The 21047-nt window shown below is 67.3% G+C and carries 21 protein-coding genes; 20 read left to right on the top strand and 1 reads right to left on the bottom strand.

Going from position 1 to position 21047, the window contains the following annotated elements; genetic code table 11:
* The 19 genes from serC (at window position 1) to mnhG (ending at window position 19179) form a co-directional block, all read left to right on the top strand.
* Window positions 1-1131 carry a 3-phosphoserine/phosphohydroxythreonine transaminase gene (gene serC / locus ACAM42_RS10730; protein ID WP_307584932.1) on the top strand — a complete coding sequence of 377 codons (1131 nt, stop codon included), beginning with the start codon at window positions 1-3 and terminating at the stop codon, window positions 1129-1131.
* A 24-nt stretch (window positions 1132-1155) separates the two neighbouring features.
* Window positions 1156-2277 (top strand): prephenate dehydratase, encoded by a 1122-nt coding sequence (pheA, locus tag ACAM42_RS10725; RefSeq protein ID WP_369631989.1) that lies wholly within the window; start codon window positions 1156-1158, stop codon window positions 2275-2277.
* A gap of 18 nt (window positions 2278-2295) precedes the next feature.
* Window positions 2296-3189, top strand: a complete 894-nt coding sequence (locus ACAM42_RS10720) for a prephenate dehydrogenase/arogenate dehydrogenase family protein (RefSeq protein ID WP_307584929.1) — start codon at window positions 2296-2298, stop codon at window positions 3187-3189.
* Between the two features lies 1 nt (window position 3190).
* Window positions 3191-5209 carry a bifunctional 3-phosphoshikimate 1-carboxyvinyltransferase/cytidylate kinase gene (locus tag ACAM42_RS10715; protein WP_369631988.1) on the top strand — a complete coding sequence of 673 codons (2019 nt, stop codon included), beginning with the start codon at window positions 3191-3193 and terminating at the stop codon, window positions 5207-5209.
* Between the two features lie 232 nt (window positions 5210-5441).
* The gene (gene rpsA / locus ACAM42_RS10710; protein ID WP_062468664.1) at window positions 5442-7130 is read left to right on the top strand and encodes a 30S ribosomal protein S1; all 1689 of its coding nucleotides are present in this window, start codon (window positions 5442-5444) and stop codon (window positions 7128-7130) included.
* A gap of 80 nt (window positions 7131-7210) precedes the next feature.
* The gene (locus tag ACAM42_RS10705) at window positions 7211-7537 is read left to right on the top strand and encodes an integration host factor subunit beta (RefSeq protein ID WP_056582668.1); all 327 of its coding nucleotides are present in this window, start codon (window positions 7211-7213) and stop codon (window positions 7535-7537) included.
* A gap of 46 nt (window positions 7538-7583) precedes the next feature.
* A complete protein-coding gene (locus tag ACAM42_RS10700) occupies window positions 7584-7919 on the top strand; it encodes a lipopolysaccharide assembly LapA domain-containing protein (protein WP_095744339.1) in 336 nt (111 codons plus the stop codon).
* Window positions 7909-9087 carry a lipopolysaccharide assembly protein LapB gene (gene lapB, locus ACAM42_RS10695; RefSeq protein ID WP_307584920.1) on the top strand — a complete coding sequence of 393 codons (1179 nt, stop codon included), beginning with the start codon at window positions 7909-7911 and terminating at the stop codon, window positions 9085-9087. Before ACAM42_RS10700 ends, lapB begins: the two co-directional genes overlap by 11 nt.
* Window positions 9088-9224: 137 nt before the next feature.
* Window positions 9225-9557 carry a helix-hairpin-helix domain-containing protein gene (locus ACAM42_RS10690; protein WP_062468671.1) on the top strand — a complete coding sequence of 111 codons (333 nt, stop codon included), beginning with the start codon at window positions 9225-9227 and terminating at the stop codon, window positions 9555-9557.
* A gap of 162 nt (window positions 9558-9719) precedes the next feature.
* Entirely contained in the window at window positions 9720-10688 is a 969-nt protein-coding gene (locus tag ACAM42_RS10685) for a TRAP transporter substrate-binding protein (protein ID WP_369631987.1), read from the top strand.
* A gap of 3 nt (window positions 10689-10691) precedes the next feature.
* Window positions 10692-11225: a TRAP transporter small permease gene (locus ACAM42_RS10680; RefSeq protein ID WP_062468676.1), complete on the top strand. Its 534-nt coding sequence runs from the start codon at window positions 10692-10694 to the stop codon at window positions 11223-11225.
* 21 nt (window positions 11226-11246) lie between these two features.
* Window positions 11247-12560: a TRAP transporter large permease gene (locus tag ACAM42_RS10675; protein WP_175497132.1), complete on the top strand. Its 1314-nt coding sequence runs from the start codon at window positions 11247-11249 to the stop codon at window positions 12558-12560.
* Window positions 12561-12585: 25 nt separating this feature from the next.
* On the top strand, window positions 12586-12972 hold the full coding sequence (gene crcB, locus ACAM42_RS10670) for a fluoride efflux transporter CrcB (protein WP_062468679.1): 387 nt from the start codon (window positions 12586-12588) through the stop codon (window positions 12970-12972).
* Window positions 12973-13049: 77 nt separating this feature from the next.
* Window positions 13050-16016, top strand: coding sequence for a monovalent cation/H+ antiporter subunit A (locus ACAM42_RS10665; RefSeq protein WP_369631986.1), 2967 nt, complete (start codon window positions 13050-13052; stop codon window positions 16014-16016).
* Complete coding sequence (locus ACAM42_RS10660; protein ID WP_056582686.1) at window positions 16016-16366, top strand: Na+/H+ antiporter subunit C; 351 nt, start codon at window positions 16016-16018, stop codon at window positions 16364-16366. The genes ACAM42_RS10665 and ACAM42_RS10660 overlap by 1 nt, the downstream gene beginning before the upstream one ends.
* The gene (locus ACAM42_RS10655; protein ID WP_307694412.1) at window positions 16363-18069 is read left to right on the top strand and encodes a monovalent cation/H+ antiporter subunit D; all 1707 of its coding nucleotides are present in this window, start codon (window positions 16363-16365) and stop codon (window positions 18067-18069) included. Before ACAM42_RS10660 ends, ACAM42_RS10655 begins: the two co-directional genes overlap by 4 nt.
* Window positions 18066-18557 (top strand): Na+/H+ antiporter subunit E, encoded by a 492-nt coding sequence (locus ACAM42_RS10650; protein WP_062468688.1) that lies wholly within the window; start codon window positions 18066-18068, stop codon window positions 18555-18557. Before ACAM42_RS10655 ends, ACAM42_RS10650 begins: the two co-directional genes overlap by 4 nt.
* A complete protein-coding gene (locus tag ACAM42_RS10645; protein WP_062468691.1) occupies window positions 18554-18832 on the top strand; it encodes a K+/H+ antiporter subunit F in 279 nt (92 codons plus the stop codon). The genes ACAM42_RS10650 and ACAM42_RS10645 overlap by 4 nt, the downstream gene beginning before the upstream one ends.
* The gene (gene mnhG, locus ACAM42_RS10640) at window positions 18829-19179 is read left to right on the top strand and encodes a monovalent cation/H(+) antiporter subunit G (protein ID WP_369631985.1); all 351 of its coding nucleotides are present in this window, start codon (window positions 18829-18831) and stop codon (window positions 19177-19179) included. Before ACAM42_RS10645 ends, mnhG begins: the two co-directional genes overlap by 4 nt.
* Before the next feature lie 24 nt (window positions 19180-19203).
* Here mnhG and ACAM42_RS10635 read toward each other — a convergent pair whose 3' ends face one another.
* Window positions 19204-20199 (bottom strand): ABC transporter substrate-binding protein, encoded by a 996-nt coding sequence (locus ACAM42_RS10635; protein WP_167394993.1) that lies wholly within the window; start codon window positions 20197-20199, stop codon window positions 19204-19206.
* Between the two features lie 120 nt (window positions 20200-20319).
* On the opposite strand from ACAM42_RS10635, the gene ACAM42_RS10630 reads away from it, so the two are divergent.
* Window positions 20320-21009, top strand: coding sequence for a TetR family transcriptional regulator (locus ACAM42_RS10630; protein ID WP_159277844.1), 690 nt, complete (start codon window positions 20320-20322; stop codon window positions 21007-21009).
* The last annotated feature ends 38 nt before the right edge of the window (window positions 21010-21047 follow it).

The raw sequence follows: 21047 nt of genomic DNA, 5'->3' as shown, positions 1-21047 counted from the left end.
GTGACCCAGCAGCAGACGCCGGCCGGCAAGCGCCCCTACAACTTTTCGGCCGGTCCGGCTGCCATGCCGGAGGCGGTGCTGCAACGCGCCGCTTCCGAGATGCTCGATTGGCAGGGCAGCGGCATGAGCGTGATGGAGATGAGCCATCGCGGCAAGGAATTCGGTGCCATCTGCACCCAGGCCGAAGCCGACATCCGCACGCTGCTGGCCATCCCCTCGCACTTTCACATCCTGTTCATGCAGGGTGGCGGCCTCGGCGAAAACGCCATCGTGCCGCTGAACCTGTCGCGCGGCGGTGTTGCCGACTTCGTCGTCACCGGCAGCTGGAGCGCCAAGTCGCACAAGGAAGCGCAGCGCTACTGCACCGCCCGCGTGGCGGCCAGCAACGCCGACAACCAGCACACGCAGCTGCCCGATCCCGCCAGCTGGCAGCTGTCCGCCGAAGCCTCGTATGTGCACGTGTGCAGCAACGAGACCATCAACGGCATCGAGTTCCAGCAACTGCCCGACCTGGCCGCGCTCGGCAGCAAGGCACCGCTGGTCATCGATTTTTCTTCCCACGTCGCCTCGCGCAGCGTCGACTGGAGCCGCGTCGGCCTGGCCTTCGGCGGCGCCCAGAAGAACCTCGGCCCCGCCGGCCTGACCATCGTGGTCGTGCGCGACGACCTGCTGGGCCACGCGCTCGAGATCTGCCCGAGCGCGTTCAACTACAAGACCGTGGCCGACAACCACTCCATGTACAACACCCCGCCGACCTGGGGCATCTACATGGCGGGGCTCACGTTCCAGTGGCTGCTGCAGCAGACCGAGGGCGCGCTCACCGGCATCGCCGCCATGGAGCAGCGCAATGTCGAGAAGGCGAAGCTGCTGTACGACTTCATCGACGGCTCCGACTTCTACGCCAACCGCATCGACGCCAACTGCCGTTCGCGCATGAACGTGCCGTTCTTCCTGGCCGACGAAGGGCGCAACGAGGCCTTCCTGGCCGGCGCGCGCGAAGCCGGGCTGCTGCAACTCAAGGGCCACAAGTCGGTCGGTGGCATGCGCGCGAGCATCTACAACGCCATGCCGTTGGCAGGGGTGCAGGCCTTGGTGGCCTACATGAGAGAATTCGAGCGATCGCATGCGTAGGCGCATGCCCTGTTGCTCGCACCGATGACCGCCTCTGCCCCCACACCACCCACCACCCCCGACAATTCCGAAAGCCTGGCCGGTCTGCGCGTGCAGATCGACTCCCTCGACCAACGGCTGCTGAGCCTGCTCAATGAGCGCGCCCATGTGGCCGAGCTGGTCGGCGAGGTCAAGAAGCGCGAAGGCACGCCGTTCTTCCGTCCCGACCGCGTCGCCGCGGTCATCGACAAGATGCAAAGCAGCAATGGCGGTCCGCTCAAGGACCTCCATGTTGCGGCCATCTGGCGCGAGATCATGTCGGCCTGCCTGGCTCTCGAATCGCCCCAACGCGTGGCCGTGCTCGGCCCCGAAGGCACCTTCTGCGAACAGGCCGCCATCGAGTACTTCGGCGGCGCCGCCGACCTGATCTACTGCGCCAGCTTCGACGAGGTGTTCCACGCCACCGCCGCAGGCAGCGCCCAGTACGGCGTGGTCGGCGTCGAGAACTCGACCGAAGGCGTGGTCACGCGCTCGCTCGACCTGTTCCTGCACTCGCCCACCCATGTCGTCGGCGAAGTCAGCCTGCTGGTGCGCCACCACCTGATGCGCAGCAGCAATTCGCTCGAAGGCGTCGAGGCCGTGCTGGCCCATCCGCAGGCACTGGCGCAGTGCCAGACCTGGTTGTCCAAGCACCTGCCCAACGCCGAGCGACGCGCCGTGTCGAGCAACGCCGAAGGCGCACGCCTCGCGGCCACCAACCCGGCCTGGGCCGCGCTGGCCGGCGAACGCGCCGCCACCCGCTTCGGCCTGCACATCGTGGCGCACGCCATCCAGGACGATTCGTACAACCGCACCCGCTTCTCGGTGATCTGCCTGCCGCAGACGCTGGCCATGCCGCCGGCCTCGGGCAAGGACTGCACGAGCCTGATCGTCTCGGTGCCCAACCGCCCCGGCGCGGTGCACGACCTGCTGGTGCCGCTGAAGGCCAACAACGTGTCGATGACGCGCTTCGAGTCGCGCCCCGCGCGCACCGGCCAGTGGGAGTACTACTTCTACATCGACCTCGACGGCCACCCCTCGCAGCCCAACGTGGCGGCGGCGCTGGCCGAACTGCGCGGGCTCTGCGCCTTCTACAAGGTGCTCGGCGCCTACCCGATCAAAGCCTGAGCCGAACGGACCGACGCGATGTTCGAGCAACTGGGATTGATCGGCTGCGGCCTCATGGGCGGCTCCTTTGCGCTCGCGCTCAAGCGCGCGAAGCTGGTGAAACGCGTGGTGGGCTACAGCAAGTCGCCCTCCACCACCGAGCGGGCGCGCCAGCTCGGCGTGATCGACGTGGCGGCGCCCTCGGCGCTGTTGGCGGTGTCGGGTGCCGACATCGTGCTGCTGGCCGTGCCGGTGGCCGCCTCGGAAGCCACCTTCAAGGCCATCCGCCACGGCATCTCTGCCGACACGCTGGTGATGGACGTGGGCTCGACCAAGGGCGACGTGATCGAGGCCGCGCGCAACGGCCTGCAAAAGCAGTTCGCGAACTTCGTGCCGGCGCATCCGATCGCCGGCAAGGAAGTCTCCGGCATCGAGCATGCCGAAGCCTCGCTCTTCACCGGCCGCCAGGTCGTGCTGACCCCCGTCAAGACCACGCTGCGCTCCAACGTGCAGCGCGCCTCGCAGGTGTGGAGCGGCATCGGCGCCAACGTCGTCACCATGACGCACGAAGAGCACGACGCCGCCTTCGCCGCCGTGAGCCACCTGCCGCACCTGCTGGCCTTTGCCTACACCAACGCCCTCATCGGCCAGCCGCAGGGCGACCGCTTCCTGAGCCTCGCGGGACCGGGCTTTCGCGACTTCTCGCGCATCGCCGCCAGCGACCCCGTCATGTGGCGCGACGTGCTACTCGCCAACCGCGAGCAGGTGCTGCAGCAGTCGCAGGCCTTCCGCAAGGCGCTGGAAGACCTCGAAGCACTGATGACCGCCGGCGACCTGCAGGGCCTGGAGCAATCCATCGCCGCCGCCAGCAAGGCGCGCGCCGCCTGGAAGCCGAACTCGAGCACCGACGCCTTGGCCCAGCAGGACAGCTGACATGTTCTCGACCGCCTTCCTCGACCTCCCCCCCCTCGCGGGCGCCGCCGGCACGGTCCGGCTGCCGGGCTCCAAGAGCATCTCCAACCGAGTGCTGCTGCTGGCTGCGCTCGCCAGCGGCACCACCACGATCCACGACCTGCTCGATTCCGACGACACGCGCGTGATGCTCGACGCCCTGCGCGCGCTGGGCTGCGGCATCGAGCCGGCCGGCGCCTCGCTGCGCATCACGGGCCTGGGCGGCCAGCTGCCGCCGTCGCTGGGCGCGACGCTGCTGCCGCTCTTCCTGGGCAACGCCGGCACGGCCATGCGTCCGCTGACGGCGGCGCTGTCGCTGCTCGGCGGCGAATTCGAACTCAGCGGCGTGCCGCGCATGCACGAGCGCCCGATCGGCGACTTGGTCGACGCCCTCACGCAACTCGGCTGCCGCATCGACTACCTCGGCAACCCCGGCTACCCGCCGCTGCGCATCCATCCGGTGTCGCACGACGAGTTGGCGCTGGGTGCCCCGATCCGGGTGCGCGGCGACGTGTCGAGCCAGTTCCTCACCGCCCTGCTGCTGGCACTGCCGCTGGCGGCGGCCGACGACATCGTGATCGAGGTCGTCGGCGAGCTGATCTCCAAGCCCTACATCGAGATCACGCTGAACCTGCTGGCGCGCTTCGGCATCACGGTGCAACGCGACGGCTGGGAGCGCTTCACCATTCCCGCCGGCAGCCGCTACAGCTCGCCGGGCGAGATCCACGTCGAGGCGGACGCCTCGTCTGCTAGCTATTTCATAGCACTTGGTGCCATCGCAACGGGCATTTCAGGCCAGAACGGCATCCGCATCGAAGGCGTCGGCGCGGCCTCGATCCAGGGCGACATCCGCTTCATCGACGCCGCCCAACAGATGGGCGCGCAGGTCGACAGCGGCCCGAACTGGCTCGAAATCCGCCGCGGCGCCTGGCCCCTGAAAGCCATCGACCTCGATGCGAACCACATCCCCGACGCCGCCATGACGCTGGCCGTCATGGCGTTGTACGCCGACGGTCCCACCACGCTGCGCAACATCGCGAGCTGGCGCGTGAAGGAAACCGACCGCATCGACGCCATGGCGAACGAGCTGCAAAAGCTCGGCGCGACGGTCGAGGCCGGGCCCGATTTCATCCGCGTCCACCCCCTCCCCGCCGCCGGCTGGCGGCCCGCCAGCATCCGCACCTACGACGACCACCGGGTCGCCATGTGCTTCTCGCTCGCGGCCTTCAACCCGGCCGGCGTGCCGGTGCGCATCCTCGAGCCGCACTGCGTCGCCAAGACCTTCCCCGACTACTTCGAGACCCTGTTCTCGGTGGCCGAGGCCGCCGAAGTGCCCGTGATCTGCATCGACGGCCCGACCGCCTCGGGCAAGGGCACGCTGGCCGCCGAGGTGGGGCGCCTGCTGGGCTACCACTACCTCGATTCGGGCTCGCTCTACCGCGTGACCGGGCTTGCCGCGCGCCGTGCCGGCCTGGAGGCCAACGCCGCGAACGAAGCGCAGATCGCCGCCCTCGCCGCCGCCCTGCCCCTTCAGTTCACCGAGGGCAAGGTGCTGCTGGCCGGCGAAGACGTGAGCGACGACATCCGCACCGAAGCCGCCGGCATGGATGCCTCGCGCGTCTCCGCGCTGCCCGCCGTGCGCGAGGCGCTGCAAGACCTGCAGCACCGCTTTCGCCGCCTGCCCGGCCTCGTGGCCGACGGGCGCGACATGGGCACCGTGATCTTCCCCGACGCGGCGCTCAAGGTGTTCCTCACGGCGGGTGCCGCCCAGCGCGCCGAACGGCGGCATAAGCAGTTGATTTCAAAGGGTATTTCGACTACACTCGACAGTCTTCGCTCCGACTTGGAAGCACGTGACGCCCGGGACTCTTCCCGCAGCGTTGCACCTTTGAAGCCGGCGCAGGACGCTCGCCACCTCGACAACTCCCAGCTGTCCATCGAACGCTCGATCGACACGGTGTTGAACTGGTGGCAAGAAATTCAACCGTTCAAGTCCGCTTGAGCGGATTGAAGTGCAGCCTTTCAAGTCCGCTTGAAAGACTTGCGTCTCCCGGGTGTTCCGGGTGGCGCCTACCGCTCCAGCAGGCTCCTTCCGCGCGACAGCGCACCGGCCTGCTGGTTGTTCAACCAACCGGGCTCACGCCCACAACCTAACCGCCGTCTACAGACCCACAGCAGCCGCACGCAATTTCGCAAGAGCGCCTGCCAACCCTGCCTGACGGAAGGAACCATAAATGTCTGAATCTTTTGCCGACCTATTCGAAGAGTCCCTGAAGCGTTCCGAAATGCGCAGCGGCGAGGTCATCACCGCCGAAGTCGTGCGTGTCGAACACAACCACGTCGTCGTCAACGCCGGTCTGAAGTCCGAAGCGTATGTGCCGATCGAAGAGTTCAAGAACGACAAGGGCGAACTCGAAGTCCAGGCCGGCGATTTCGTTTCCGTTGCCATCGGCAGCGTTGAAAACGGCTACGGCGACACCATCCTCTCGCGCGACACCGCCAAGCGTCTGGCTTCGTGGCTCGCCCTGGAGAAGGCCCTGGAATCGGGCGACTTCGTCACCGGCACCACCAGCGGCAAGGTCAAGGGCGGCCTGACCGTTCTGGTCAACGGCATCCGCGCATTCCTGCCGGGCTCGCTGATCGACACGCGTCCGATCAAGGACCTGACCCCGTACGAAAACAAGACCCTCGAATTCAAGGTCATCAAGCTCGATCGCAAGCGCAACAACGTCGTGCTGTCGCGTCGTGCCGTGGTCGAAGCCAGCATGGGCGAAGAGCGCGCCAAGCTGATGGAAACCCTGAAGGAAGGCGCTGTTGTCCGCGGCGTGGTCAAGAACATCACCGAATACGGTGCGTTCGTGGACCTCGGCGGCATCGACGGCCTGCTGCACATCACCGACATGGCATGGCGCCGTGTTCGCCACCCGAGCGAAGTCGTTCAGGCCGGCCAGGAAATCACCGCCAAGATCCTCAAGTTCGACACCGAAAAGAACCGTGTCTCGCTGGGTCTCAAGCAAATGGGTGACGACCCGTGGATGGGCGTTTCGCGCCGCTACCCGCAATCGACCCGCCTGTTCGGCAAGGTCACGAACATTGCCGACTACGGCGCGTTCGTCGAACTCGAACCCGGCATCGAAGGCCTGGTGCACGTCTCCGAAATGGACTGGACCAACAAGAACATCGCTCCGAACAAGATCGTCTCGCTGGGCGACGAAGTCGAAGTCATGGTCCTGGAAATCGACGAAGACAAGCGCCGCATCAGCCTGGGCATGAAGCAGTGCAAGGCCAACCCGTGGCAAGAGTTCGCTCAGAACACGAAGCGTGGCGACCGCGTCAAGGGCCCGATCAAGTCGATCACCGACTTCGGCGTGTTCGTGGGTCTGGCTGCCGGCATCGACGGCCTGGTGCACCTCTCGGACCTCTCGTGGAACGAAACCGGCGAAACCGCCGTTCGCAACTACAAGAAGGGCCAGGAAGTCGAAGCGATCGTGCTGGCTGTCGACGTCGACCGCGAACGCATCTCGCTGGGCATCAAGCAGCTCGACAGCGATCCGTTCACCACGTTCACCACCGTGAACGACAAGGGCCAGATCGTGACCGGCAAGGTCAAGACCGTGGACGCCCGCGGCGCTGAAATCGACCTCGGCGAAGACATCATCGGCTACCTGCGTGCTTCGGAAATCTCGCGCGACCGCGTCGAAGATGCCCGCAACGTGCTCAAGGAAGGCGACGAAGTCACGGCCATCGTGGTGAATGTGGATCGCAAGACCCGCAACATCCAGCTGTCGATCAAGCAGAAGGACATGGTCGACGAACAAGGCGCCATGGCCAGCCTGAGCCAGCAGTCGGCACGCGAAAACGCGGGCACGACCAGCCTGGGCGCCCTGCTGCGCGCCAAGCTCGACAACAGCGACAACAAGTAAGCTGAGTCCGAAGACAGAGGCAGGCCCCCGGGGCCGCTCTGTCTTTTTTTTCGTCCACGTTTTTCGTTTATGTTTGGCCTATGACCCGCTCAGACCTCGTCGAAGAACTCGCAGCCCGTTTCGCGCAGCTCACGCACCGCGATGCCGAATACGCCGTCAAGACCATCCTGGACGCCATGAGCGACGCGCTGGTGCGCGGCCATCGCATCGAGATCCGTGGCTTCGGCAGCTTCTCGGTCAACCGCCGTCCGCCGCGCATCGGCCGCAACCCGCGTTCGGGTGAGAGCGTGCAGATTCCCGAGAAGCGCGTGCCGCACTTCAAGCCGGGCAAGGCGCTGCGCGAAGCCGTCGACGCGAAGACCGCCGAGCTCGATGCAGGCAAGGAAGCCGCCGGCCGCAAGGCCTGATGCAAATGAATGCAAACGTAGAATGCTCCCGGCAACGGGAACAGCTATGAAATACCTCCTGTGGCTGCTCAAGGCAGCCATTTTTTTTACGCTCTTCGCCTTCGCGCTGAACAACCAGCACGACGCGACCGTCTACTTCTTCTTCGGAACCCACTGGCGCGCGCCGCTGGTGCTCGTCGTGCTCGCGGCCTTTGCCGGCGGGCTCGTGGTCGGCGCGCTGGGCATGCTGCCCGGCTGGTGGAAACACCGCGCCGCCGCCGCCCAGGTGCCTGCGGTTTCCGAAGCCCCCTCGCCCGCACCGCTGGCCACTGCGACCGCCTCCGCGGCAACGCCGTCCATCTCCGCCACCGACCTTCCCGCCGTACGTCAACATGGACTTTGATCCCAGCTGGCTGCTGATCGGCCTGCCCGTCGCCTTCGTGCTGGGCTGGCTCGCATCGCGCTTCGACATCCGCCAGCTCAAGCTCGAGAACCGGCAGGCGCCCAAGGCCTACTTTCGCGGCCTGAACTTCCTGCTCAACGAGCAGCAGGACCAGGCCATCGACGCCTTCATCGAGGCCGTGCAGAACGACCCCGACACGCAGGAGCTGCACTTCGCGCTCGGCAACCTGTTCCGCCGCCGCGGCGAGTACCAGCGCGCGGTGCGCGTGCACGAGCACCTGCTGGGCCGCGGCGACCTGAGCCGTGCCGACCGCGAGCGCGCGCAGCACGCGCTGGCGCAAGACTTCCTGCGCGCCGGCCTGCTCGACCGCGCCGAAGCGGCGCTGCAGAAGCTCGAAGGCACGCGATACGAGAACGAGGCCCGGCTCGCGCTGCTGGCCATCTACGAACGCTCGCGCGAATGGGCGCAGGCCGCCGACGTGGCACAGAAGCTCGACGAGTCCGACCAGGCCAGCTACAGCACGCGCCGCGCCCACCACCTGTGCGAGCAGGCCAACGAACGCGTCGCGGCCGGCGACCTGCAGGGCGCCGGCGACCTGCTCACGCAAGCCCGCGCCCTGGCACCGCAGGCACCGCGCCCGGCCATCGACACCGCCACCTTGCAGCTGCGCAACGGCGAAGCCGCCGCGGCCTTCGACACGCTCGAAGGGCTCAGCGACACGGCACCGCTGGCGCTGCCGCTGTATGCCGCGTCGCTGCAGAAAGCCGCCGTGGCCGCGCAGCGCGAAGGCGAGGCGCTCGCGCTGCTGCAGCGGCGCTATGCCGAGTCGCCGTCGATCGACGTGCTCGAAGCGATGATCGCGCTCGGCGGCACACCCGACGCCACGCCATCGGACACGCCCACCGAAGCCCCCACGCCGCGCGACAGCTACATCGCCCACCTCGCGCACCAGCCCTCGCTGGTCGCGGCGTCGCGCTGGCTCGCCGGCGAGCGCTTCGAGCACGAGCAGTTCCACCCGCAGGTGCAACGCGCACTCGACCAGGCGACCCGTCCGCTCATGCGCTACCGCTGCGCAGCCTGCGGCTTCGAGGCGCACCAGTACTTCTGGCACTGCCCCGGCTGCCAGGCCTGGGACAGCTACCCGCCGCGGCGCGTGGAAGAACTCTGACCACGGTTCAGAACAATCGTCACACGGGGCCTCTGGCCCCGTTTTCACGTCAACTGCCGCGCGCGCCCTCTCGTTGAGCCGAAGCCGATATTCCTGTCGGCATAGCTATACCAACGATTGAAGAGGGAGTTTTCACCATGTTCAAGAAAGTCATCGCCACGCTCGCCATGTGCTTCGCGGCCGTCTCGTTTGCCGCCGTCGACGCCAACAAGGGCAGTGCCGCCGACCTCGACGGCCTCAAGGGCGTCGGCCCCTCGCTGTCCAAGCGCATCCTCGACGCCCGCAAGGAAGGCGAGTTCAAGGACTGGCCCGACCTCATGCAGCGCGTGAAGGGCGTGAAGGAAAAGAGCGCGGCCAAGCTGTCGGCCGAAGGCCTGACGGTCAACGGCCAGAGCTTCAACGGCGCGGCGGCACCGGCCAAGGCAAGCAAGGCCGCCAAGGTGGCCGAAGCGAAACCCGCCAAGCAGTGACGCCGACCTGAACCGAAGAAACCGCCCCCGAGGCGGTTTTTTCATGCCCGCGCCTGGTGCCGCATCGACACCACATGGCAGGGAAATGCCTCAGCGAATGGCCCGGAATTTGCACGTATGCTTTTCTTTCATTCAGCTTTGACTACATTCCGGAGCGCGTCCATGAATCACAAGTTCGGCATTGCCCTGGCGGGCCTCACCCTTGGCGCCGCCGCCTTCGCGCAAACCAAGTGGGACCTGCCCACCGCCTACCCCGCGACCAACTACCACACCGAGAACATCACGCAGTTCGCGAAAGACGTGGACGCGGCCACCGGCGGCAAGCTGAAGATCACGGTGCATGCCAACGCGTCGCTGTTCAAGGCACCCGAGATCAAGCGCGCCGTGCAAAGCGGCCAGGCCCAGGCCGGCGAGATCCTGCTGGCCAACTACGCCAACGAGAACCCGATCTACGCGCTGGACGGCGTGCCCTTCCTGGCGACGACCTATCCCGAGGCCCGCAAGCTCTACGACGCCTCCAAGCCCGCGATGGACAAGCTGCTCGCCGCGCAAGGCATCAAGGTGCTGTTCGTGGTGCCGTGGGCACCGCAGGGCATCTACACCAAGAAGGAGATCGGCTCGGTGGCCGACCTGCGCGGCATCAAGTGGCGCGCCTACAGCCCGGCCACGGCCAAGATCGCTGAACTCATCGGCGCGCAGCCGGTGCAGATCCAGCAGGCTGAACTGAGCGCCGCCATGGCCACCGGCGTGATCGAGAGCTACATGAGCTCGGGCTCTACCGGCTACGACACCAAGACCTTCGAGCACATCAAGAACTTCTACGACACGCAGGCGTGGATTCCGAAGAACGCGATCCTCGTGAACGCCAAGGCCTTCGATGCACTCGACGCCGCCGGCAAGGCCGCCGTCACCAAGGCCGCGGCCGATGCCGAGGCACGCGGCTGGAAGGTCGCGCAGGAGAAGAACGACGAGTACAAGCGCCTGCTGGCCGAGCGCGGCATGAAGATCCACAAGCCCTCGCCCAAGCTGGACAACGATATGCGCCAGGTCGGCGGCATCATGCAGGCCGACTGGCTCAAGGCGGCCGGTGCGGATGGCGCGGCGATCGTCGACGCCTACAAGAAGAAGTAAGCCGTGCGCCGCTTCCTCGACCGCCTGTACAACGGTGCAGGCGCGCTCGGCGCTTTCTGCGTGTTCCTGATCTTCGTGCTGATGATCGTGGCCGGCGTGGGCCGGCAGATGAACTGGCACGTGAGCGGGCTCAACGACGCGGTGGCCTGGCTGTGCGCGGCGGCAGCCTTCTTCGCGATGGCACACGCCTTTCGCCACGGCGACTTCGTGCGGGTCACGCTGCTGCTCGACGCCGTGCCGCCGAAGGTGCGCCGCGTGCTCGACGTGGCCTGCCTGCTGGTCGCCGCCGTGTCGGTGGCCTACCTGACGTACTGGGCCACCAGCTTCACGTACGAGAGCTACGAGTTCAAGGAAATGGCCACGGGCCTGCTCGTGATCCCGATCTGGATTCCGCAGTCGAGCTTCGTGATCGGCTGTTGGCTGCTCTTGATCGCCATGGTCGACGAACTCGTCGGCGTGGTGCGCGGCGAGAAGCCCAGCTACCAGCGCGCCGTCGAAGAGCGCCATGCTGCGGGCGACTTCTCTTCCGACGTCTGAACGACAACAACAAAGACACCGATGCTCGAAACCCTTCTGATGGGCGCGCTGCTGCTCGGCATCATGCTGTTGCTGCTCGCCGGCGGCGTCTGGATCGCCATGACCCTGGCCATCGTCGGCTGGGTCGGCCAGGCCTTCTTCACCAACACGCTGCCCGGCAAGAACCTGTTCTCGGCCTTCTGGGAAAGCAATGCGAGCTGGGAGCTGGCGGCGCTGCCCCTGTTCATCTGGATGGGCGAGATCCTCTTCAGAACCAAGCTCAGCGAGGAGATGTTCGAGGGCCTGCGCCCGTGGCTCAACCGCGTGCCCGGCCGGCTCATGCACACCACCATCCTCGGCTGCGGCGTGTTCGGCTCGGTCTCGGGCTCCTCGGCCGCGACCTGCGCGACCATCGCCAAGGTGGCGCTGCCCGAACTCAAGCGCCGCGGCTACAACGAGAAGCTGGCCATCGGCTCGCTGGCCACGGCCGGCACGCTGGGCATCCTGATCCCGCCCTCGATCACCATGGTGGTGTACGCGGTGGCCGCCGACGCCTCGATCATCCGTATCTTCCTGGCCGGCTTCCTGCCGGGCTTTTTGCTGATGCTGCTGTTCTCGGGCTACATCGGCTGGTGGAGCCTGCGCCACCCCGACCAGGTGCCGCCGGCCGACCCGCCCACCACCTTCATGGAGAAGATCAGGCTCTCAGGCAACCTCATTCCCTGCGCGCTGCTGATCGTGTTCATCGTCTGGGTGCTGGTGGCCGGCTGGGCCACCGCCACCGAGTGCGCGGCCTTCGGCGTGCTGGGCTCGCTGGCCATCGCGGCCTATGGCAAGAGCCTGACCTGGCAGAACTTCAAGGACGGGATCATGGGCGCCACGCGCACCAGCTGCATGATCATGTTCATCCTGGCCGGGGCCGCGTTCCTGACCAAGACCATGGCCTTCACCGGCATCCCGCGCGAGCTGGCCGAGTGGGTCGACAGCATGCACCTGTCGCCTTACGCGCTGATCGGTGCGCTGGTGGTGGTGTACCTGGTGCTGGGCACGGCGCTGGACGGCATCTCGATGATCGTGCTGACCAGCGCGGTGGTGCTGCCGATGATCCAGAAGGCGGGCTTCGACCTCGTGTGGTTCGGCATCTTCGTGGTGCTGCTGGTCGAGATCGCCGAGGTCACGCCGCCGGTGGGCTTCAACCTGTTCGTGCTGCAGAACATGACCGGAAAAGACAGCAACGTGATCGCCAGGGCGGCCATTCCGTTCTTCTTCTGCCTCGTGCTGTGCATCGCGCTGATCACGCTGTTCCCGGGTATCGTCACGATCCTGCCCGACCTGGTGATGGGCAAGGAGAAATGACAGTGCGACGACAACAAGGGAACGGATGCCTCCTCTATTGCCGGTTCTAGCGATCTGCGTGGGCGCCTCGTGCGGCGCCCTCGCCCGCTGGGGCCTGGGCCTGTGGCTCAACACCGGCGGCCCCGTGCCCTATGGCACGCTGGCCGCCAACCTCGTCGGCGGCTACCTCGTCGGCGTGGCCGTGGCCGTGTTCCAGGCGCTGCCGCAGCTCGACCCGGTGTGGCGGCTGCTGCTCATCACCGGTTTCCTCGGCGGGCTCACGACCTTCTCGAGCTTCTCGGCCGAAGTGGTCGCGCTGCTGCTCGGCGGACGCCCCTTGCTGGCGCTGGGCACCGGCCTGCTGCACCTGTGCGGCTCGCTGGTGCTGACCTGGCTGGGCATCCGCAGCGTGCAGCTCGTGCTGGCTTCGTGACAGCGAAAAAACTGCCCGTGCTCCTGCGGTTATAGACAGGGGCTCTCCAGAGGGTCGGTCGATAGAATCGACCCCCGATGCCCCTCGCCCTTCTCGTCGCACTCCCCTTTCTTGCCAGCGTGCTGGCCGCGTTGATGCCGTCCAACGCGCGCAACCGGGAGTCGACCCTTGCAGGGCTCGTCGCATTGGGCTGCGCGATCCAGGTCGCCTGGCTCTTTCCGCAGATCGCGCACGGCAACGTGCTGCGCCAGGAGATCGAGTGGCTGCCCGCCCTCGGCCTGAACCTCGTGTTCCGCCTCGACGGCTTCGCGTGGCTGTTCTGCATGCTGGTGCTGGGCATCGGCGCGCTGGTGGTGCTCTATGCGCGCTACTACATGTCGGCCTCCGACCCGGTGCCGCGCTTCTTCTCGTTCTTCCTCGCGTTCATGGGCGCGATGATGGGCGTGGTGCTCTCGGGCAACCTGATCCAGATGGTGCTGTTCTGGGAGCTCACCAGCCTGTTCTCCTTCCTGCTCATCGGCTACTGGCACCACCGGCGCGACGCGCGGCGCGGTGCGCGCATGGCGCTCACCGTCACCGGCGCGGGCGGGCTGTGCCTTTTGGCCGGCGTGCTCGTGCTGGGCCGCATCGTCGGCAGCTACGAGCTCGACATCGTGCTGGCCTCGGGCGACATCATCCGCGCGCACGCGCTGTACCCGGTGGCGCTGGTGCTGATCCTGCTCGGCGCGTTCACCAAGAGCGCGCAGTTCCCGTTCCACTTCTGGCTGCCGCGCGCCATGGCCGCGCCCACGCCGGTGTCGGCCTACCTGCACTCGGCCACCATGGTGAAGCTCGGCGTGTTTCTCATGGCGCGGCTGTGGCCCGTGCTCTCGGGCACCGAGCAATGGTTCTGGATGGTGGGCGGCGCGGGCGCGATCACGCTGCTGCTGGGCGGCTTCGCGGCCATGTTCCAGCGCGATCTGAAGGCGCTGCTGGCCTACTCGACCATCTCGCACCTGGGCCTCATCACGCTGCTGCTGGGCCTGAACAGCCCGCTGGCGGCCGTCGCGGCGGTCTTCCACGTGATGAACCACGCGACCTTCAAGGCCTCGCTGTTCATGGCGGCCGGCATCATCGACCACGAGACCGGCACGCGCGACATCCGCAAGCTCAGCGGCCTGATGCGGCTGATGCCCATCACGGGCACGCTGGCCATCATCGCCAGCGCCTCGATGGCCGGCGTGCCGCTGCTCAACGGTTTTCTCTCGAAGGAGATGTTCTTCGCCGAGACCGTCTTCATCCAGGCCACGCCCTGGATCGACCTCAGCCTGCCGGTCATCGCCACCCTCGCGGGCATCTTCAGCGTGGCGTACTCGGCGCGCTTCGTGTTCGACGTGTTCTTCGGCCCTCCGTGTGGCCCCGACGTGCCCAAGCCCCCGCACGAGCCGCCGCACTGGATGCGCGTGCCGGTCGAGTTGCTGGTGCTGGTGTGCCTGGTGGTGGGCGTGGCGCCGGCCTGGTCGGTCGGCCCGATGCTCGCGGCCGCGGCCACGCCGGTGGTCGGCGGCACGCTGCCCGTCTACAGCCTGGCCGTGTGGCACGGCTTCAACCTGCCGCTGATGATGAGCTTCGTCGCGCTCGCGGGCGGCGCCGTGCTCTACCTGCTGCTGCGCCGTCCGCTGGGCAGTGGCCGCCTGGAGCACACGCCGCTGCTGCACCACTTCGACGGGCAGCTCATCTTCGAACACCTGATCGCGCTGCTGAGCGAAGCCGGCCGGCGCAGCCGCCGCCTCTTCGGCACGCGCCGCCTGCAATGGCAGCTGCTGTGGCTGGTGGTGGTGGCCGTGGCCGGCGCCGCGGCCTCGCTGTGGACCACGCCGGCCGATCGCGGCACGCGCGAGCTGCTGCCCTTCTCGCCGATGTTCGCGATGACCTGGCTCATCGGCTGCACCTGCGCCGTGGCCGCCGCCTGGCAGGCCAAGTTCCACCGGCTCGCGGCGCTGATGCTGGCCGCGGGCGCCGGGCTGGTCTCGTGCGTCACCTACATCTGGTTCTCGGCACCCGATCTGGCGCTGACGCAGCTGGTGGTCGAGGCCGTGACCACCGTGCTCATCCTGCTGGGCCTGCGCTGGCTGCCGATGCGCAGCAAGGACGTGGTGCAGCCCGCGCGCATGCGGCTGCGCCCCTGGGGTCGACGCGGGCGCGACCTGCTGGTGGCCACCATCGCCGGCTGCGGCATGGCGGCGCTGGCCTGGGCGATGATGACACGCACCTTCCCGCAGAGCATCTCGCCCTTCTTCCTCGAACGCGCGCTCACCGAAGGCGGCGGCACCAACGTGGTCAACGTGATGCTGGTCGACTTCCGCGGCTTCGACACCTTCGGCGAGATCACGGTGCTGGGCATCGTGGCGCTCACCGTGTATGCGCTGCTGCGGCGCTTCCGCCCGGCCATCGAATCGATGGCGCTGCCCATTCAGCAACGGCTGCAGGTCGACGACGGCAGCAGCGACCTGCTGAACCCGCGCCGCGCCACCGACTCCGCCATCGGCTACCTGATGGTGCCGGCCGTGCTGGTGCGCCTCGTGCTGCCGGTGGCCGTGCTGGTATCGGTGTATTTCTTCATGCGCGGCCACAACGCGCCCGGCGGCGGCTTCGTCGCGGGGCTGGTGATGTCGGTGGCGCTGGTGCTGCAGTTCATCGTCTCGGGCACCGAGTGGGTGGAAGAACACCTGCGCATCTACCCGCGCCGCTGGATCGCCATCGGCCTGCTGTTCGCGCTGGCCACCGGCGGCGGCGCGATCGTGTTCGGCTACCCGTTCCTGACCACGCACACTGCGCACGTGCACGTGCCGCTGCTGGGCGACATGCACGTGCCCAGCGCCCTCTTCTTCGACATCGGCGTGTTCGCGCTGGTGCTCGGCGCCACCATGCTGATCCTGACCGCGCTGGCCCACCAGTCCATCCGAAGCCACCGCTGGGCCGACGAACAAGAAGAGAAAGAAGCGCAGGCCCGCGCGGCCGCCGAAGCCGAAGAAGCGGCTGCCGCCACCGGAGGGGCCCGCTGATGGAAATCGTGCTGGCCATCGCCATCGGCGTGCTCACCGGGTCGGGCGTGTACCTGCTACTGCGCCCGCGCACCTTCCAGGTCATCATGGGCCTGACGCTCATCTCGTACGCGGTCAACCTGTTCATCTTCAGCATGGGCCGGCTCAAGGTCGACAGCGAGCCGGTGCTGGTCGAAGGCTTCAAGGCCACGCTGGCCAACACGGCCGACCCGATGCCGCAGGCGCTGGTGCTCACGGCCATCGTGATCGGCTTCGCGATGACCGCCCTGTTCCTCGTGGTCATGCTCGCCTCGCGCGGCCTGTCGGGCACCGACCACGTGGACGGTGAAGAGCGGGAGGCCGTCGAATGAACGACCTCTTGCACCTGCTCGACCGCTTCCTCGAGTTCAGCATGCCGCACCTGGTGGCAGTGCCCATCCTCGTGCCCATGCTCACGGCGGCGCTGATGCTGCTGATGAACGAGAACCACCGGCGCACCAAGTCGTTCCTCAGCGTGGTCTCGGGCCTGGTCGGCCTGCTGGCCGCGCTCGCGCTGCTGCGCTGGGTGAACGCGGCCGACACCGGCGGCGGCCCGGGCTCCATCGGCGTGTACCTGCCGGGCAACTGGCGCGCGCCCTTCGGCATCACGCTGGTGGCCGACCGGCTCTCGACCATGATGGTCGCGCTCACGGGCGTGGTCGCCTTCGCGGCCTCGATCTATTCCACCTCGCGCTGGGACCGCGCGGGCGTGCACTTTCATCCGCTGCTGCAGCTGCAACTCATGGGCCTGAACGGCGCCTTCCTCACGGGCGACCTGTTCAACCTGTTCGTATTCTTCGAAGTGATGCTGGCAGCCTCGTACGGCCTGCTGCTGCACGGCTCGGGCCGGCTGCGCGTGCGCGCCGGGCTGCACTACATCGCGATCAACCTCGCGGCCTCGTCGCTGTTCCTGATCGGCGCGGCCATCCTGTACGGCGTGACCGGCACGCTCAACATGGCCGACCTGGGCGCGCGCATCGCCGAGCTGGCACCGGGCGACCGCGGCCTCGTGCATGCGGCGGCAGCCATCCTGGCCACCGCGTTCTTCGCCAAAGCGGGCGCGTGGCCGCTCAACTTCTGGCTGGTGCCGGCCTACAGCGCGGCCGTGTCGCCGGTGGGCGCGGTGTTTGCGCTGCTCACCAAGCTCGGCGTGTACACCGTGCTGCGCCTGTGGACCGTGCTGTTCGCGCCCGACACCGGCGCCTCGGCCGCCTTCGGGCAGGCCGCGCTGGTGGGCGTGGGGCTGGCGACGCTGTTCGTGGGCGCCATCGGCATCGTCGGCACGCAGCGGCTGTCAAACCTCGCGGGCTTCAGCGTGCTGGTGTCGGCGGGCACGTTGCTGGCCGCCGTCGGGCTGGGCGATCCGGCCGTGTGGGCGGGCGCGCTGTACTACATGCTGAGCTCGACGCTCGCAGTGGCGGCCTTCTTCCTGCTGATCGACATGATCGAGCGCTGGCGCAACGCGGGCATGAGCGTCGCGCCGCACGAGGCGGCGGGCAACGCGCCCTTCCTGGCCGAAGACCTGCGCGCGCTCGACGACGTGAACCTCGACGACGATGCCCAGGCGCTCTACGGCCGCGCCATTCCGGCCGGCGTGGCCTTCCTGGGCCTGAGCTTCATGCTGTGCACGCTGCTGCTGGCGGGCCTGCCGCCGCTGTCGGGCTTTGTCGGCAAGTTCGCGATGCTCTCGGGCCTGCTCGACGGCAGGGCCGTGGCCTCGGCCGGCTGGACCTTCCTAGGCCTGCTGATCGTCTCGGGCTTTCTCTCGCTGATCGCCCTGAGCCGCACCGGTATCCGCCATTTCTGGACGCAGCCCCACGCCACCATGCCCTCGCTGCCCGCGCTGGAGGTGCTGCCGGTGGCCGCCCTGCTCGCGGCCTGCGTGGCGCTCACCGTCTGGGCCGAGCCCGTGATGCAGCACGCGCAGGCCACCGCCGGCGGCCTGCGCACGCCCACTGCGTACCGCGAGGCCGTGCTCGGTGCCAAGCAGAAGCCCAACCCGGTGCCCGCGAAGAAAGAGGAGGCCAAGCCATGAAGCGCTTGATGCCTTCCCCGCCGCTGTCGTTCGCGCTGTTCGTCATCTGGCTGCTGCTCAACCAATCGCTCGAAGCGGCCACGCTGCTGTCGGCCGCGCTGCTCGCCATTGCCGTGCCGCTGATCACCAAGGGCCTGCGCCCCGCCACCGTGCGCATGCGCCGGCCCGGCGTGGCGCTGCGGCTGTCGTTCCTCGTCACCTTCGACATGCTGAAGTCGGCGTACGACGTGGCGCGGCTGCTGCTCACGCGCCGCACCGCCGACATCTCGGCGCGCTTCGTGCAGATTCCGCTGGACATGCGCGACCCCAACGGCCTCGCCGTGCTCGCGATGATCATGTGCCTCACGCCCGGCACGGCCTGGGGCGAGGTGTCGTTCGACCGCACCACGCTGCTGATCCACGTGTTCGACCTCGAGGACGAGGCGGCCTTCATCGCCCTGATCAAGACCCGCTACGAACGTCCGCTGATGGAGATTTTCGAATCATGACGCCTGTTCTCTTCTGGGCCCTGAAGGCCGCGCTCTTCCTGCTGGCCGTGGCGATGCTGTGCGCGCTCTTTCGCCTGCTGGCCGGCCCGTCCGCGCAGGACCGCGTGATGGCGCTCGACTGCCTGTACATCAACGGCATGCTGATGATGCTGGTGCTCGGCATCAACTACGCGAGCAGCGTGTACTTCGAGGCGGCGATGCTGGTGGCGCTGTTCGGCTTCGTAGGGTCGACCTCGATCGCCAAGTTCTTGCTGCGCGGGGAGGTCATCGAATGAGCACCACCGCACTTCCTCTTTGGGCCGAGATCATCACCGCCGTGTTCGCGGTGCTGGGCGCGGCCTTCGCGGCCATCGGCTCCTTCGGCCTGGTGCGCATGCCCACCTTCTTCCGCCGCATCCATGCGCCCACGCTGGGCGCCACGGTGGGCGCCTGGTGCCTGACGGTGGCCACCATCGCCTACTTCTCGGTGCAGGGCTTCAGCCTGTTCCTGCACGCGGTGCTGATCGTGCTGTTCATCGTGCTGACGGCACCGATCACCACCATCTTCCTGATGCGTGCCGCCCTCTTCCGCGAACGGCAGAAGGGCAACACGAAGGTGCCGCCTTCCTCCGAGTCGCGCTGAAGCGGCTCCCTCCTTCTCCTTGCCTCAGTTGGGCGCCATGCGCACGCCCTTGTCGAGGAACTCGTTGGTGAAGAGCGTCGCGGGGTCGTAGGCCTTGTCGATGCCGATCAGCGAAGACACGAGCTCGTAGTCGGCCTTCACGCGCGCACCGTCGAAGGCGCCGAGCGCCACCTTGGTCGTCGTGTCGTCACGCATCAGCTGCTTGATGCGATTCCACTGGTCGCGCTGGTTGTCGGGCGTGAGGCCGCTCACGCTGGCCTGCAGCGCCTGCAGGCAGGGCTCGAAGCTCTTCACGCAGGCGTCGTAGGCACGCTGCGTCACGGCCACGAACTTCTTCACCTGGCCGGGGTTCTTCGCGAGGTACGGGCCGTTCACGATCAGCGAGTTGCCGTACACGTTCACGCCCGCGTCGCGCCACGGCTGAAAGCCCAGGTCGGCGCCGAACTCGCGCGCCTTCAGGTCGTGCTCGTTGTAGAAGTCGCTGATGATGTCGACCGACTTGCTCTTCAGCGCCGCCACCTTGGCCTGCGGGCTCACGTTGACGAAGGTCACGCTGGCCGGGTCGAGCCCCACCTTCTTGGCGAAGGCCGGCCACATGAGGCGCGCGGCATCGCCCGGCGGGTTGCCGATCTTGCGGCCCGCGAAATCTTTCGGCCCATTGATGCCCGAGGACTTGAGCCAGTAGAAGCCCTGCGGGCTGTTGGCGTAGATGACCATCACGGCCTTCACGTCGGCGCCCTTGCCCTTGGCCTGGATCGTGGTGGGCAGGTCGGAAATGCCCAGGTCGCTGCCGCCGGTGCCCACGCGCTGCGCCGACACGGCCGAGCCCTTGCCGGCCTCGATGTTCAGGTCGATGCCCGCCTCGGTGTACCAGCCCTTGGCCTTCGCGAAATAGATCGGCGCATGATCGGCCGTGGGTGTCCAGTTGAGCATCAGGCTCATGGCATCGGCCGCGAACGCGGCGGGGGCCGAGGCCATGAGCAAGGCGGTGGCGCCGGCGGCCGACAACAGCTTTTTCATGCGGAACACTCCAAAAGAAGGTAAAAACAGGTCCTGAAATTCATATTACCAACTGTTTGGTTGACAGGCAATCCAGATCATCCAGACTGCGTTGCCCCTGCCGGGAGAATCAAAAACACCATGACCGCCACCAAGCCCGCGAGCCCCGCCACCCCCGCCCGCACCGCCGTCGCCACGAAACGCGAGCGCGACCCCGTCGCCGCCAAGCAAGCCCTCATCGCCGCCGCGGTGGCCGAGTTCGCCACCAAGGGCTTCGCAGGCGCGCGCGTCGACGAGATCGCCGCCAACGCCGGCGTCAACAAGCAGCTCGTGTACCACTACTTCGACAGCAAGCAGGGGCTGTACCTGGTGGCGCTCGAGTCGGTCTATGCCGAGATCCGCGAGAAGGAACAGAAGCTCACGCTCGACGCGCTCGAACCGCTGGAGGCCATGAAACAGCTGGTGGCCTTCTCGTTCGACTACCTGGCCGAGCACCCCGAGTTCATCGCGCTGCTGGCCGACGAGAACCGCAACCACGGCGCGCACCTGCGCGAGTCGGAGCGGCTGCAGAAGATGCACTCGCCCTTCATCGAGATGCTCGAAGCCACGCTCGAGCGCGGTGTGGCGGCCGGCGTGTTCCGGCCCGACTTCGATGCGATCAACCTATACATCTCGATCGCCGGCATCTCGTACTTCTTCTTCTCCAACAACCACACGCTGTCGGCCATCTTCGGCAAACCGCTCGATGCGCGCGGCGCGCTGCTGCAGCGGCGCCGGCATGTGATCGAGTTCGCGCTCAACGCCTTGCGGCCCGACAAGGCCGCCGCATGAAAATTATCAACTAGTTGGTTGACTCGGGTCGTGGCGAC

This window comes from Variovorax sp. V35 (assembly GCF_041154465.1).
Classification (GTDB): Bacteria; Pseudomonadota; Gammaproteobacteria; order Burkholderiales; family Burkholderiaceae_C; genus Variovorax; species Variovorax boronicumulans.
This window is presented reverse-complemented; position numbering and strand designations above follow the sequence as displayed.

What these genes read in the sequence shown, in the direction of transcription:
- pheA (WP_369631989.1), top strand. Translation starts at nt 1,156, where the DNA reads ATGACCGCCTCTGCCCCCACACCACCCACCACCCCCGACAATTCCGAA.
- ACAM42_RS10720 (WP_307584929.1), top strand. Translation starts at nt 2,296, where the DNA reads ATGTTCGAGCAACTGGGATTGATCGGCTGCGGCCTCATGGGCGGCTCC.
- ACAM42_RS10715 (WP_369631988.1), top strand. Translation starts at nt 3,191, where the DNA reads ATGTTCTCGACCGCCTTCCTCGACCTCCCCCCCCTCGCGGGCGCCGCC.
- rpsA (WP_062468664.1), top strand. Translation starts at nt 5,442, where the DNA reads ATGTCTGAATCTTTTGCCGACCTATTCGAAGAGTCCCTGAAGCGTTCC.
- ACAM42_RS10705 (WP_056582668.1), top strand. Translation starts at nt 7,211, where the DNA reads ATGACCCGCTCAGACCTCGTCGAAGAACTCGCAGCCCGTTTCGCGCAG.
- ACAM42_RS10700 (WP_095744339.1), top strand. Translation starts at nt 7,584, where the DNA reads ATGAAATACCTCCTGTGGCTGCTCAAGGCAGCCATTTTTTTTACGCTC.
- lapB (WP_307584920.1), top strand. Translation starts at nt 7,909, where the DNA reads ATGGACTTTGATCCCAGCTGGCTGCTGATCGGCCTGCCCGTCGCCTTC.
- ACAM42_RS10690 (WP_062468671.1), top strand. Translation starts at nt 9,225, where the DNA reads ATGTTCAAGAAAGTCATCGCCACGCTCGCCATGTGCTTCGCGGCCGTC.
- ACAM42_RS10685 (WP_369631987.1), top strand. Translation starts at nt 9,720, where the DNA reads ATGAATCACAAGTTCGGCATTGCCCTGGCGGGCCTCACCCTTGGCGCC.
- ACAM42_RS10675 (WP_175497132.1), top strand. Translation starts at nt 11,247, where the DNA reads ATGCTCGAAACCCTTCTGATGGGCGCGCTGCTGCTCGGCATCATGCTG.
- crcB (WP_062468679.1), top strand. Translation starts at nt 12,586, where the DNA reads ATGCCTCCTCTATTGCCGGTTCTAGCGATCTGCGTGGGCGCCTCGTGC.
- ACAM42_RS10665 (WP_369631986.1), top strand. Translation starts at nt 13,050, where the DNA reads ATGCCCCTCGCCCTTCTCGTCGCACTCCCCTTTCTTGCCAGCGTGCTG.
- ACAM42_RS10660 (WP_056582686.1), top strand. Translation starts at nt 16,016, where the DNA reads ATGGAAATCGTGCTGGCCATCGCCATCGGCGTGCTCACCGGGTCGGGC.
- ACAM42_RS10655 (WP_307694412.1), top strand. Translation starts at nt 16,363, where the DNA reads ATGAACGACCTCTTGCACCTGCTCGACCGCTTCCTCGAGTTCAGCATG.
- ACAM42_RS10650 (WP_062468688.1), top strand. Translation starts at nt 18,066, where the DNA reads ATGAAGCGCTTGATGCCTTCCCCGCCGCTGTCGTTCGCGCTGTTCGTC.
- ACAM42_RS10645 (WP_062468691.1), top strand. Translation starts at nt 18,554, where the DNA reads ATGACGCCTGTTCTCTTCTGGGCCCTGAAGGCCGCGCTCTTCCTGCTG.
- mnhG (WP_369631985.1), top strand. Translation starts at nt 18,829, where the DNA reads ATGAGCACCACCGCACTTCCTCTTTGGGCCGAGATCATCACCGCCGTG.
- ACAM42_RS10635 (WP_167394993.1), bottom strand. Translation starts at nt 20,199, where the DNA reads ATGAAAAAGCTGTTGTCGGCCGCCGGCGCCACCGCCTTGCTCATGGCC.
- ACAM42_RS10630 (WP_159277844.1), top strand. Translation starts at nt 20,320, where the DNA reads ATGACCGCCACCAAGCCCGCGAGCCCCGCCACCCCCGCCCGCACCGCC.